General features: G+C 33.5%; 12 protein-coding genes. 8 read left to right on the top strand and 4 right to left on the bottom strand.

What is annotated here, in order from left to right; translation table 11 throughout:
• Window positions 1-121 precede the first annotated feature (121 nt).
• The 6 genes from ATE84_RS02215 to ATE84_RS02190 all read left to right on the top strand — a co-directional run bounded on the left by ATE84_RS02215 (window position 122) and on the right by ATE84_RS02190 (window position 7,384).
• The gene (locus ATE84_RS02215; RefSeq protein ID WP_101445455.1) at window positions 122-1,282 is read left to right on the top strand and encodes a beta-ketoacyl synthase N-terminal-like domain-containing protein; all 1,161 of its coding nucleotides are present in this window, start codon (window positions 122-124) and stop codon (window positions 1,280-1,282) included.
• Window positions 1,283-1,367: 85 nt separating this feature from the next.
• A complete protein-coding gene (locus ATE84_RS02210) occupies window positions 1,368-2,330 on the top strand; it encodes an alpha/beta fold hydrolase (protein ID WP_101445453.1) in 963 nt (320 codons plus the stop codon).
• An 83-nt stretch (window positions 2,331-2,413) separates the two neighbouring features.
• Window positions 2,414-3,517: a biotin synthase BioB gene (gene bioB, locus ATE84_RS02205; protein ID WP_101445452.1), complete on the top strand. Its 1,104-nt coding sequence runs from the start codon at window positions 2,414-2,416 to the stop codon at window positions 3,515-3,517.
• 164 nt (window positions 3,518-3,681) lie between these two features.
• Complete coding sequence (locus tag ATE84_RS02200; protein WP_101445450.1) at window positions 3,682-4,548, top strand: cupin-like domain-containing protein; 867 nt, start codon at window positions 3,682-3,684, stop codon at window positions 4,546-4,548.
• A gap of 125 nt (window positions 4,549-4,673) precedes the next feature.
• The gene (locus ATE84_RS02195; protein ID WP_101445449.1) at window positions 4,674-5,819 is read left to right on the top strand and encodes an AraC family transcriptional regulator; all 1,146 of its coding nucleotides are present in this window, start codon (window positions 4,674-4,676) and stop codon (window positions 5,817-5,819) included.
• Window positions 5,820-5,995: 176 nt separating this feature from the next.
• Entirely contained in the window at window positions 5,996-7,384 is a 1,389-nt protein-coding gene (locus ATE84_RS02190; protein ID WP_158237153.1) for a S41 family peptidase, read from the top strand.
• Window positions 7,385-7,440: 56 nt separating this feature from the next.
• Here the strand turns inward: ATE84_RS02190 and ATE84_RS02185 are convergent, their stop codons facing one another.
• Window positions 7,441-7,917 (bottom strand): regulatory protein RecX, encoded by a 477-nt coding sequence (locus tag ATE84_RS02185; RefSeq protein ID WP_101445446.1) that lies wholly within the window; start codon window positions 7,915-7,917, stop codon window positions 7,441-7,443.
• Window positions 7,918-8,140: 223 nt separating this feature from the next.
• Here ATE84_RS02185 and ATE84_RS02180 point away from each other — a divergent pair, with 223 nt between their 5' ends.
• Complete coding sequence (locus tag ATE84_RS02180; RefSeq protein WP_101445445.1) at window positions 8,141-10,426, top strand: lantibiotic dehydratase family protein; 2,286 nt, start codon at window positions 8,141-8,143, stop codon at window positions 10,424-10,426.
• 73 nt (window positions 10,427-10,499) lie between these two features.
• Window positions 10,500-11,372 (top strand): thiopeptide-type bacteriocin biosynthesis protein, encoded by an 873-nt coding sequence (locus tag ATE84_RS02175; protein ID WP_101445444.1) that lies wholly within the window; start codon window positions 10,500-10,502, stop codon window positions 11,370-11,372.
• Window positions 11,373-11,422: 50 nt separating this feature from the next.
• Here ATE84_RS02175 and ATE84_RS02170 read toward each other — a convergent pair whose 3' ends face one another.
• From ATE84_RS02170 to ATE84_RS02160, 3 genes are all read right to left on the bottom strand, one after another.
• The gene (locus tag ATE84_RS02170) at window positions 11,423-11,746 is read right to left on the bottom strand and encodes a hypothetical protein (protein ID WP_101445442.1); all 324 of its coding nucleotides are present in this window, start codon (window positions 11,744-11,746) and stop codon (window positions 11,423-11,425) included.
• A 114-nt stretch (window positions 11,747-11,860) separates the two neighbouring features.
• Window positions 11,861-12,487 (bottom strand): hypothetical protein, encoded by a 627-nt coding sequence (locus ATE84_RS02165; RefSeq protein ID WP_101445441.1) that lies wholly within the window; start codon window positions 12,485-12,487, stop codon window positions 11,861-11,863.
• Window positions 12,488-12,578: 91 nt separating this feature from the next.
• Window positions 12,579-13,577 (bottom strand): IS1595 family transposase, encoded by a 999-nt coding sequence (locus ATE84_RS02160; RefSeq protein WP_101444842.1) that lies wholly within the window; start codon window positions 13,575-13,577, stop codon window positions 12,579-12,581.
• Window positions 13,578-13,605 lie beyond the last annotated feature (28 nt).

Below are 13,605 nucleotides of genomic sequence, written 5' to 3'. Positions count from 1 at the left end.
ATCATTATATCCTATAAAGATAAGTATCTAAAATGTGTTTTTTGTTACTAAAATCTTATGATAAATGATATTACTATTGAACAAGATAGAACAAACCAGTACATTTGCCAAAACTTGAAAATTGCAACAAAAAATATCAATAACAGGAATTTCTTCTATATCTCCATTGGGAGTTTCTTCTGGCGATATATGGAAAGCATATAAAGATCCATCACATCGTATCTCTTTTAAAGATTTTGAAGGAGAACAAGCCCCGATTGCATTACTTTCTCAACACGCGAAACAAAAAATAAAAGAATTAAGAGCAGAGAGTTCTCATTATGAGGCATTGGATGACTCTGTTCTTTTTGGTGTTTTTGCCGCCAGACAAGCAGTTAAAAATGCTGGATGGCATGGAGATCGTAATTTTGGAATTAATATAGGTTCTTCTCGTGGTGCAACAGGGCTTTTTGAAAAATACCATCAGGAATTTCTGAAAAATGGTAAATCGTCTACATTAAGTTCTCCTACGACTACACTCGGAAATATTTCATCATGGATTGCTCATGATTTACAAACCAGCGGACCAGAGATAAGTCACTCGATTACATGTTCTACAGCATTACATGCAGTGCTTAATGGTGTTGCCTGGTTGCAATCGGGTTTGGCAGATCAATTTTTGGTAGGCGGAAGCGAAGCCCCATTAACGCCATTCACTATTGCACAAATGAAAGCCCTTAAGATATATGCTTCGAATGATAAGGTGGCATATCCATGCCAGGCAATGAATTGGGATAAAAAAAGAAATTCTATGTTTCTTGGTGAAGGTGCTGCTATTGCATGTTTAGAAAAAGGAGTAAAAGAAAATGCTTTGGCTTTAATAGGAGGTATTGGTTATGCTACAGAACCACTAAAGCATAACATATCCATATCTACAGAGGCAGATTGTTTTCAAAAATCCATGAAATTGGCTTTAGGCAAAACCCCCGCAGATGAGGTGGATGCTATTGTATTACACGCACCTGGCACAGCAAAAGGAGATCTGGCAGAATATAATGCTATTAAAGCTGTTTTTAAAGATTCATTACCAGCTTTGACGACTAATAAATGGAAAATAGGACACACCTTTGGTGCCAGCGGGATCTTGAGTCTGGAGCTTGCAGTACTAATGCTAAAACATCAGGAATTTATTCCGGTACCCTTTGTAACATATGATAAACTTCCTAAGCAGTTAAATAAAATAATAGTAAATGCTGTTGGTTTTGGAGGTAATGCTGTTAGTATTTTGCTCGAGCGTCTTTAATTTTTTGCGATATTTGAAATATAAAATTTTTGGTATTAGAATGCGGTTATATGCGTTCTCGAGTAATTAAAAAGATTTATAATACATGAAAACACAAACCACTCTTTTTTTAGTAAGTCTTATCTTACTTTTTTCGGCCCATGCGCAAGAAACTATTCATGATGAGTTTGAATCTCAGCTAATCAATATAAATGGATACAAGATTAATGTAGAAACTAAAGGTAAAGGAAATCCAATAGTATTTATTGCAGGAGGACCCGGAAATTCTCATGATTATATGCAGGGTAATTTTGGGAAATATCATAAAAATCGACAAGTGGTTTTTTTTGATGGTTTGGGGAGAGGACTTTCTGATGATGCCAAGGATATCAAGGAATATTCTATACAAGGTGATGTAGAAACGCTAGAAGGTATTAGAAAAGCGTTGCAGTTGTCTAAATGGACAGTAGTAGGACATTCTTATGGTACCGTAGTTGCTCAAGCCTATGCCTTAAAATACCCTCAATATACAGAGAAGATGATATTGATTAATGGGTTTCATAGTGGGTTAATGTGGCAGGCAAATTGCGATAGTTATAATCATTATGCCAAGACACACTTTCCAGAAAAATGGAAAGTAGTTGATTCATTACGATCAGAGGGATTTGTATCTAGTGATTCAGAGTTTTCGAAAGTATATGGAGATTTTCCAACAAAATATATATACTATCATAATACAGAATTAAGACAACCTGTACCTAAAGAAGTAAAACGTTCATGGAACTCTGATGTGTATTATACCATTGTTGGTAGAGATGCTGATTTTCATGTTACGGGTGATATGGGAGATATAGATTTCAGAAGAGAGTTAAAAAAAATACAATCGCCGACTTTAATCATTGCCGGGCGTTATGATGGGGTATCTACTCCAGAATTTGCAATACAGTATAAAACCTATATGCCTAAGGCCGAGTTTGTAATGTTTGAAAAAAGTGGCCATAACCCATATCTGGAAGAGCCAGAAAAGTTTTTTAAACTGTTTGAGCGTTTTTTAGAGATAAAGCATTAATTTTTGAGATATGAGTTTATCGTATTAATTGATATAAATACAACCAGATTTTCTTACATTTGACTTTTAGATTTAGATGATTTATGAGCGTTATTAGACACGATTGGACCAAGCAAGAGATTCTTGATATTTACAATACACCTATGATGGATTTACTGTATAAAGCAGCAACTATTCATCGCGAATATCATGACCCAAATGTTGTACAGGTATCTACCCTGTTATCTATTAAAACAGGAGGATGTCCTGAAGATTGTGGATATTGCCCACAAGCAGCCAGATATCATACCGATATTGAAGGTAATGACCTAATGAGCGTACAACAAGTAAAAGCACAAGCACTTCGTGCAAAATCTTCTGGAAGCTCTAGAGTATGTATGGGAGCTGCTTGGCGTAATGTTAAGGATGGCCCAGAATTTGAAAATGTACTGGAAATGGTTCGTACGATCAATAAACTTGATATGGAAGTGTGCTGTACTTTGGGTATGATTACCGAAAATCAAGCACAACGATTAGCAGAGGCAGGACTATATGCTTATAACCACAATTTAGATACTTCAGAAGAATATTATAAAGAAGTAATCTCTACAAGAGGTTATGAAGATCGTTTAAAAACAATTGATAATGTTCGTAAAACTAATGTAACTGTCTGTAGTGGAGGTATTATTGGTATGGGAGAAGAGATAAGTGATAGAGCCGGAATGTTGGCAGCATTATCAAAATTAAATCCTCAACCCGAATCGGTACCTATAAATGCATTGGTTGCTGTAGAAGGGACACCAATGGAAGAGGAAAAGCCTGTGGAGATATGGGATATGATTAGAATGGTAGCTACTACCAGAATTGTTATGCCAAAAACACAAGTACGATTATCTGCAGGAAGAACCGAAATGAGTAGAGAAGGACAAGCAATGTGTTTCTTTGCTGGAGCAAATTCTATTTTTGCCGGAGATAAATTACTAACAACTCCTAATCCAGATGTAAATAAAGATATGGAGATGTTTAAAACATTAGGACTTAATCCGCAAAAACCATTTGTTAAAAAGGCTCAGCCAGAAACGATTGAAGCAGAAAACTCTAAATTTGATTCTTTAGAAGAGAAACCCAAATGGTCAAGACCAGATCATACTATCGAAAGGAATGAAACCGCAAAACAGAAAGCTAAAGGAATAATAGCAGATAAATAGAAACATATCATAGCTTTTTAAAGTTAGATAAAGGGAATACAAATTTTTAACTGCATCTTTTATTTTTTTGATCATTAGATTATACTGATACCTATCAGTACGGAATTGCCATCGCCTACTTTTGGCAGATATTGCCTTAATTTTTATGGCTTATTTTTTAGTAAGTGAAATTAGATTTAGAACAAATACCAAGGGTAAAAACAATTACCAAAGAAGAATTTCTTAAGAAATATGTTGTACCACAAAAACCAGTTGTAATTGAAAGGTTGATTGTGGATTGGCCAGCGTATGAAAAATGGGATCTTTCTTATATCAATGATATAGCAGGTGATAAGACCGTTCCTTTATATGATGACAGACCGATTTCATCTGAGCATAAATTTAATGAAGCTCATACCAGTATGAGAATGAGCGAATATCTTAATCTACTTGAAAAAGGATCTACCAATTATCGTATTTTTTTATATAATTTACTAAAAGAAGCGCCTCAGCTTCAAAAGGATTTCAGGTATCCAGTAGAGATAGGATTGAAATTTATGAAAAAACTTCCATTTTTGTTTTTTGGAAGTAGTGGATCTAAGGTGTTTATGCATTATGATATAGATTTAGCAAACATTCTTCATTTTCACTTTCATGGAGAAAAACAATGTATATTATTTCCTCCTTCAGAAACAAAATATTTATACAAAGTGCCACACTCATTGCTGTCTCATCAAGGAATAGATTATACAAATCCGGATTTTGAAAAATGGCCTGCATTGAAGCATGCCAAAGGGTATATTGCAAATTTAAAACATGGTGAAACATTGTATATGCCCGAAGGATATTGGCATCAGATGACGTATTTAACTCCAGGGTTTTCTATGAGTATTCGTTCTGCACCTCAAGGGATTATTCAGTTTTCTAAAGCTTGTTATAATGTGTTTTTTATGAGATATCTGGATAATTTTATGCGAAAAACCAGAGGAGAAAAGTGGATCAATTATAAAAATAATGAAGCAATAAGAAAAACCAATAAAAGAAATGCTTAGTTAGTTGATTTTTGCAACAAACCTAATTCGATGAAGTTTTTTGATTACATGATTCGTAGCGTATACGTCTAGATGAAAACAAAAACTCAAGGAATTTTTATAGGTATAATAGTAAATATTGACCAATGAACGCTGTAAGTTCTTTATTGATAATTAGTGCTTCTCAAGGGGTCATTTTTGGTTTGGTTATTTTAATTTCTCCATTTTTTAGAAGCAAAACCAATAATTATTTGAGCTATGCAATATTGATAGTTTCTTTATTGATGCTCAATGTTTATCTTGATGATATAGCGGTGTTTATTAAATATCCAAAGGTTAAGGTATTATACGACATCGAATGGATATTTTTATTTCCAGTTTTTTTCTTTATTTATTTTTTAAAATCAATCAATCATGATTTAGAAAAAAGCAAGAAGCTATATTGGTTGTACACACCTTTTATGCTTTCTGTTATCATTAATGTGGTTTTTAATCTGGAATATGCCTATAAATGGTATGCTTATACATGGGAACATAAGGGTTTTGTGTACAAAATGATTTTTGATATTCAAGAATTAGGCTATTATTCATTCAACTTCATTCTTGTTATTTGGTCTTATAAGATTCTTAAAGAAAAAAAATATTCAACTCATCCTAATACTAAATGGCTGAAAAAATTATGTGTTTGGATATTTCTTCTGATCATATCTTGGATATTAATAGATATTGCTGATATGATTTTTAATATAGGTTATGAAATCGGAATATCTATTATATGTACAGGTACTTCAGTATTTGTTTTTTGGGTTGTGTATTATGGAGTTTACACATTAAAACTTACCAATGATAAAAATGATATTTTATTAGTTAATCCTACAGAAATTCTTGATAAAAGACAACAAAAAGAGCTAACGAATCCAGATACTTCATTTTCAGAAGACAACATATATTTTCAAAAGTTAAAAAACCTTCTTCAAAAAGATTGTATTTATCGTGATCCAAATCTGAGTCAAGAAATGATAGCTAAGCTATTAAATATAAGTTCGGGTTACTTATCACAGATTGTAAATGATATTACAAAAAAGAATTTTACGATATATATTAATTCCTATAGAGTTAAAGAAGTTAAGTGTATGATTCTTAATACAGAATTTGATAAGTACAGCTTATTAGCCATAGGACTAGAAGCAGGATTTAAATCCAAAACCACATTTTACACTTCGTTCAAAAAAGAAACAGGATTGACACCTAGTCAATTTAGATCTAAAAACAAAAAGGTTCCGAATTTTTAAATTTTAATAATATCGAACGCTGATTTTATGAGTCCTATCTAGTTTTGACTATGATAAATCACATATCGGTCTATTTATAAATTGATGGTGGCAAGTAGTTCATTGCGATCGTTTTTAATGCAACCGATAGATTTTTTATTTGTCAATGAAATGTAACTTTTAAAAATATGATTAGTATGAATTTACACAGCAGTATCAAAAATTTAAAAAGATGTTTTTTATTCTTATCCGTGATTTTGTTCATGGCCTGTCAGTCTGATGATGATCAACCTCAACCAGAAAAAACTATAAATGGCTTTTGGTTAGCCGAAGACAAAGGGTATCTCATTGAGATTACAGACAAAAAAAAAGTGTTGTATGGTGTAAATTCGGTTGGATGCACTATTATAGAAGATAATTTTGTGCCAGAAGAATCTTTTGGTGTAAGTCTAAATCTTGTTAGTCCTGACAAATTAATAGGAGTACCGGAGCTTAGTGCATCAAATATTGAGTTCAATAGATTGTCAAATCAAAATGAGTTTTGTCTTCCTGATCAGATTGCAAATACTAAAGATCCAAAAGTTAATTTTGATCATTTCTGGAATATTTTTAATGATTATTATGCTTTTTTTGAAACAAGAAATGTAGACTGGTCACAATACAAGAATTTAAGAGAGCAGGTAACCTCAGAGAATTTTTATGAAACTCTAGAGGAGCTAGTTTTTCTTTTGAAGGATGGGCATGTCGCTATTGATGATGAGGCTAATAATGTTGCGATCGATGCTGGTTCGCCTAGTTTAATTTCTCGATTAAATTCAGGTTTAAGCGGAGATCTAATTATTGAATCCCAAGAAGATTATAATATGCTTTACAGCCAGAAATTACAAACCATAGTATCAAAATATTTAAATAATAAAGTTGAGGTTGATGAAAATGGAAAAATAGCATGGGGGTTGATTGGTAGTGATATTGCATATATCAATATTTTAGGAATGGAAGGTTATGCTTCTACTGCAAAAAATGAGTTAGAAACATTAAACTCAGTATTAGATAAAATAATGAATGATCTTAAAAAATCTGCAGTTTCTAAATTAATAATTGATGTTCGATTTAACGGTGGAGGGTATGATATGGTTTCAGTGAATATTGCTTCACGATTTTTGGACCAAGAGCGATTAGCATTTTCTAAAAAAGCGAGATTAGGTGACGGTTTTACAAAAAGCACATCAATAAATGTGACTCCCAAGGGTGATTTTCAATTTACTGGAGATATTATGTTACTTACAAGCCCTTTAACGGCAAGTGCAGCAGAGATTTTTACACTTTGCATGAAAGATTTACCGTATGTAACTATAATGGGTGATAATACAAATGGAGTTTTTTCAGATATTTTAGTACACACTTTACCAAACGGAGCTTCAGTAGGGTTGTCTAATGAAGTGTATAGTGATGCGAATGGAAAAATTTATGAAGCTATTGGGGTGGGTCCTAGTGAAGAGAATAGAGTTCCACTATTCTCGAACAGTGATTTTATTGATGAAAAAGATAGTGGAATAGACTTGGCGACAGAATTATTAAACAAATAGAGTGCACTATAAATAAAAACCTCAAAGATATTATAATAACCCTTTGAGGTTTTTATTTAAAAGAACTCATTTACTTTTTCATAAACCAGATGTGTTTCCCAGCCTCGATATAAAAGATAATCTACAAGTTTTTTGCGTTTCTTGTTTTTGTCTTGCTCGGTAAGAGTATTGTATTTTTTTTCGGCAAGTTTGTGAAAAGTCTCAAGATAATCTTTTTCAGGTATTTCTTTAAGTGCCGTTTTTACATTATACGGTGAGATGTTACGAAATTTAAGTTCTCTAACTATACGTTGTTTACCCCATTTTTTGATGTTAAATTTTCCTCGAGCAAAGGCTTTGGCAAAACGTTCTTCATTAAGGAAATTTTGATCCAGAAGATGTATAATGATTTTTTCTTTAGCCTCAGGAATAAGTTTCATCGTCCTTAGTTTATCCTCTACATCTTTATGACAACGTTCTTGATAAGCACAATAATGTTCCATTTTTCGTAATGCTTCAGCTACAGTTATTGATGTAATGGGATTCTTATACATTACTACAAATGTACACTGACTTTTGTAATTACCCCAAAAACAAGTGAAGGAAGTCATGATTACTGAAAGCAAACATAGAATTCGCAGAATTCAAATTTTTAGTTTAATTCGGTAACTAACTGAATAATACGTGTTTTTCTAGTAATCATTTAGAAAAAACCTTAAAACAGAAAATAGTATATTTATGTCCTATTAAATAAGTATAGAATAATACCAATACCTCTTGAAACTAAAAAATCCATATACCTTTTTTGATCAGTTTTGTCTAAGAACTCCTATTTTACCTTTAGACTTTTATTATGATCTTACAAGAGAACAGAATATAACAATAGCAACCTTTAAAGATGTCTGGAAAAATGACAACATCAGAGAAGCTATTTTCTTGGCTTCACCTGAGCTATTTTCCGAAATTGAGAAATGGCTATCAGGACAGCTTAAAGATGTTAAAAAGAGTAAACGACTAGAATCTTCTTTATTAAAATATTTATCCAGGATGAGTTCTCGTTGTACTCCTTTTGGGTTGTTTGCCGGTTGTAGTATAGGAACATTTGGTAAAGCTACCGCTATAGAATTAGCTAATTATGATAAACACCAAAGACAGACTCGGTTTGATATGAACTTTTTGGTAGCCTTCTCACAAAAGCTTGCCAAAGAAGAAGCAATCAAAAAACAATTATTATGGTATACCAATAACAGTCTTTATAAAATCGGAGATCAATATCGATATATCGAATACAAATATAATCAGTATAATAGGCGAGAACATTCTATCGAGGCAGTTGCATATGCAGAGTATCTTGAAGCCATAATAGAAAGTGCTAGGTCTGGTAAAAAAATAAAGGAATTAGCTTCCCTCTTGGTTGATGACGAAATTACCTATGAAGAGGCTTCAGAATTTATAAGTGAATTGATAGATAATCAAATCCTGGTGAGTGAGATAGAACCCTCTGTAACCGGAGATGATTTTTTAGAACAATTAGAAGATTGTTTGAGTCAAATAGAAGGTGCCGATGCTATACTAACAGAGATTCAGCACTATAAAAAATTTCTGGAACAAGTAGATCAGAAACTGGGTAATGAAACTGTTGAATACCTAAGGCTTAGTGAGCGAATAGCACAGCTGGAAACTCCTTTTGAGTTGAAATATCTTTTTCAGGCCGATATGTATACTCAGGCGCAATCTAATCAATTAAATATACGATGGGGATATAAGTTAACACGAGCACTCGAACTGTTAAATAGAATAAGTAGTGCTTCATCAGAAACGCATTTGCAACGGTTTAAAGATGCATTTGTAAAGCGATATGAAACTCAGGAAATTCCTCTGGCGACAGTCTTAGATACCGAGGTAGGTATTGGATACCTACAGCACCAGGATGCCAATGACTCCACTTCTTTTTTAGATGATCTATATATTCCTTCCAAACCGGTTTCAGGACAAGAAATGCAATGGACAGCGGTACAAGAAATTCTAAACAAGAAATTACAAGATATACATAAAGAGAACCAGTATACACTATTACTCGAAGATAAGGATTTTGAGCATCTCGAATTAGATTGGAGTGATTTGCCCGATACTATGTCTACGATCGTTCAAATTGCAACGATTGATGGTGAAGAAAAAATGATATTTTCTTCAATAGGGGGATCCTCTGCGGCAAATCTGTTAGGGCGGTTTTCTACCGGAAATAAGAATATTTTAAAACACGTACAGGATATTGCAGCTGTAGAACAAGAAATGTATCAAAATCAGATCCTGGCCGAAGTCGTTCATTTACCAGAATCCAGAACGGGTAATGTGATTCGAAGGGCAACGATACGGGATTATGAAATTCCATATTTAGGAAAATCTAATGTGCCCATAGAGCAACAAGTAGCGATATCAGATTTGATGATATCAGTGCAATATGGTCGTATTGTATTACGCTCCAAAACACTTAATAAAGAAATTATTCCTCGCCTAACCAATGCTCATAATTATAGTGCCAATGCATTACCTGTATATCATTTCTTATGTGATATGCAAAAACAAGGCGGCCGATCAGGTCTTGGGTTTTATTGGGGAGAAGTGTTAGAGAAGCATACCTTTTTACCCAGAGTGGTATATAAAGAGTTTATCATAGAAAAAGCCAGATGGGATATTACTACGGCTGACTTGCCTTTTTTGAAAGAGAACAATGAAAAAGACAAAATGGAAATGATAGTTGCCTGGAGAGCAAAACATAATATTCCTGTGATGGTACAATTGATTGATGGAGATAATACCTTATTAATCAATCTAGAAAATGTCAATTCGGTAAATATGTGGTTAGATACCATAAAAAATAAAAAGAGATGTAGACTAGAGGAGTTTTTATTTGCTGAAGAAGTGCAGTCTAATGAACAAAAAGGTATTGTACAACAAGAAGGTATGAGTTATACCAATCAATTTATAATCTCGATGTTTAATAAAGAAAAACTGGAACAGGAAAGAAAGAAAACTGAAGCATCAAAAGCAGTTGAGGTATGATTAAGGTCACTTTTAGATTCCTGTCTACGCAGGAATGACAAAATAATAAAAGCATAAAACAAAGGAATATTACATGAGCACAAAAAGAACATATATACTGGGAGACGAATGGCTATATTACAAAATATATTGTGGTGCCCGTACGTCTGATGTGCTCCTTACCGAAACTATAAAACCACTTACATCACAGTTACTGGAAAAAGGCCTGATCGACTCCTGGTTTTTTATACGCTATGGAGATCCTGATTTTCATATCAGGATACGATTTCATCTGCCCGATATACATGCTATAGGAACTGTGATCCTGCATATCAATGCAGTAATGCAGCGGTATATAGAACAACGAGTGGTATATAAATTACAAACTGATACTTATATAAGAGAATTAGAACGTTATGGTACAAACACTATAGATGCCTCTGAAACCTTGTTTTTTTATGATAGTACCATGCTGCTGGATGCAATAGCATTGATCGAAGATGAAGAATTGTACTTTTTGTTTGTAGTAAAAGCGATTGATAGGCTATTAAACAGTTTTAACTATGAACAACAAGAAAAACTAAAACTGGTTACCCGAAACAGTAAGGGGTTTAAAAGAGAATTTCACGCTGATAAGGGATTAAATAAACAATTAGATAAAAAGTACAGAGGGTTAAAAAGCAAGCTTGCTTCTTTTTTAGAGACAACATCTATACAGGAAGACTATGGAGTTTTAGATGATTTACTAGATCACAAAGCAAAGCAATCACTAGGAGTAGTGCAAAACATCATGAAAGTACATCAGGACGGTCAATTAGAAATGTCATTAGACGATTTACTAAGCAGTTATATACATATGCTGGTGAATCGTGCCTTTAGATCCAAACAACGATTTTATGAGTTAGTGTGTTATGATTTTTTGATGCGATACCAAAAAACAAAAGCTAGTTATAACTTACATCAATAAAATTTTTACATTATGTTGTATGTTTTAATAGTGCTTGCTTAATATATAATTTAGAACCCTGCTGACTTTTTTGCAAGGTCGGATTGTTTTATTATATTTTTGTCCTCTGCAAATGCACCTGTATTTACTTTAGTATCTTCATATGCATAAAATCCAAAAGAAAACCCTACAGGTTCTTCATATACAAAACTTTTTATATCAATATCATATATTATGGGAGCATCTAATTTTTTCATTAGCTTAAGCATTCTATAGAATTTGGTTTTTGATAAACACAAACGAGATGCAAAATCTTCTGGAGGACCTGTAGCTTGTAAACGAATAAGCTGATCCATACGCTCTATGATTTTTATGTACTTAGTTATGATTTTCATAATAGTTTTTTTATGGCTTAAAATCTTAATTGATTTTAGAGATGAAAACATATTGATTTACCCTCCCCTATGCTCATTTCAAAGGGGAGAGCTATATAAATTCAATTTGATTTTTTATTCTTGTGGAATAGGAAAAAAGGTAATTTGACCGTCATTGGTGGTTAAAGGACCTCCTGAACATGCAATTACATTATAGCAGATATTATCGGGTGTGGTTTCCGCTACTTTTATCCTTTTAAAGATTGGATTTCCAGAACCTTGATGTTGATAATGTTCTAAATAACCCTTGATGAACCCTCCATATTGTAATATATAAGCATAAAGTCCAATACTGGTGTCAGAACTAGTTCCGATATATAATACTACACGATTCCACCCTCCAGAGAGATCTGTTTGAGAAAGTTGAGGATTGGTGTTTAGAAGTTTAACTTTGCTATAGTCTTTTATATTTGCAACAACGTTATATTCAGGTTTATTTAGGAAGAAACTTGATAAGGCTCCATGTGTATAACTTCCAGCGTTACCAGTTGCAACGATCATAAAAGCAGCAGTTGCAGATCCTCCTATAGCACCTCCTACAATAGCACCTCCGTAAGCTACTTGCCCCAAACCAGGGATAAGATTAACGGCTAATGCACCTACTGCTCCGCCTACCGCTCCACCAGCATCAGCTGCAACTACAGTATATAAATCATCTAGCCATCCTTTTCTGGATTTTGAATTTGATTTTCCTGAAATCAATTCTTTCCAATTATGTGCATTTTTGGACCAATATTGGTATGAGTATTTAGCTGTTTGAGTTGCAGAAAATAATACAAGTAATTGATTAAGGCTAAGTTCTAAAAAGCATATTATTTACTACTATGTTTTTAAATTCCATCCAGGCAGTATTGGAAGCAAAGGCTATAGCTGCTACGGTTGCCATTTTACTGGTTGAATTTTTTATTTTTTCTAAGACTAAAAACCAATTCAGATAATTCTGAAGGTATTTTGTTGCCACTCCATTGAAGGGCTCCATAAATTTCCTTAGACGCATATCCATATTATTCACATTTTGTACGTGATATATTTTGTCAACAGCTCTTTGACCCTTCGAAGCATTAAATTTTTTGTGTGCTACCTTCTTGTCTTTTGCAAATGCAGTATAGCTTCTGTGACTGTCGCTACAAAGGGTTTCTACTTTAGCCAACTTCCCTTGTAATATAGTCTCCAAGTCACTTTTACTAATGCGACCTCTGGTAGCTACTTTGAAATCTTTGTTCCCTGATCGGTCACAACTGGCTATCACAGCTACTTTTTCATTACTGAGACCAGCTTTACTTGCCTTTGCGCCACGTTTTCTAGCAGGACGATCCAAATTTCGATTCCCTTTTTCAGAGTAAGCAAAGAAAAGATCATCACTCTCTAGGATTCCTTGGAATTCATCCACACTTACGCTCCCAAAGGAGACAAGTAATTTGTGCCTCCAATCAAAAGAAGTCTGAATAGAAATCCCTGTTTCTTTGGCACTCTTGCGAATACTATATCCAGAGAGTAAACAGAATAAATAACGATTAACTTTGTCTTTCTTCTTGAGGTTGTACCAGAACTTACCGGTAGTTTCACTAAAGTTTTTATGACAAGTATTACAAACATAGCGCTGTACTCCTTTGAGCTTACCATTAGCCTTAATTTTATTGCACTTACAATGAGGACAGCTTATGGCTTTACTCTGATTGCTATCAATCAGGGCTGAACCCTCAGTAGAGATCTCCAATAATGTGGAAACAATTTCTGATTGAACCAAAGCCGATGAACTAATGAAAAAATCTCTAAAATCTTCTGGTATCATTTCTCCGTTTTTATAAAGTAAAGATAAA

This window comes from Aquimarina sp. MAR_2010_214 (genome assembly GCF_002846555.1).
Lineage (GTDB): Bacteria > Bacteroidota > Bacteroidia > Flavobacteriales > Flavobacteriaceae > Aquimarina.
The sequence above is the reverse complement of the archived record's forward strand: the minus strand, read 5'-3'. Positions and strand labels throughout refer to the sequence as shown.

What these genes read in the sequence shown, in the direction of transcription:
- ATE84_RS02175 (WP_101445444.1), top strand. Translation starts at nt 10,500, where the DNA reads ATGAGCACAAAAAGAACATATATACTGGGAGACGAATGGCTATATTAC.
- ATE84_RS02195 (WP_101445449.1), top strand. Translation starts at nt 4,674, where the DNA reads ATGAACGCTGTAAGTTCTTTATTGATAATTAGTGCTTCTCAAGGGGTC.
- ATE84_RS02170 (WP_101445442.1), bottom strand. Translation starts at nt 11,746, where the DNA reads ATGAAAATCATAACTAAGTACATAAAAATCATAGAGCGTATGGATCAG.
- ATE84_RS02160 (WP_101444842.1), bottom strand. Translation starts at nt 13,577, where the DNA reads ATGATACCAGAAGATTTTAGAGATTTTTTCATTAGTTCATCGGCTTTG.
- ATE84_RS02185 (WP_101445446.1), bottom strand. Translation starts at nt 7,917, where the DNA reads ATGTATAAGAATCCCATTACATCAATAACTGTAGCTGAAGCATTACGA.
- ATE84_RS02190 (WP_158237153.1), top strand. Translation starts at nt 5,996, where the DNA reads ATGAATTTACACAGCAGTATCAAAAATTTAAAAAGATGTTTTTTATTC.
- ATE84_RS02210 (WP_101445453.1), top strand. Translation starts at nt 1,368, where the DNA reads ATGAAAACACAAACCACTCTTTTTTTAGTAAGTCTTATCTTACTTTTT.
- bioB (WP_101445452.1), top strand. Translation starts at nt 2,414, where the DNA reads ATGAGCGTTATTAGACACGATTGGACCAAGCAAGAGATTCTTGATATT.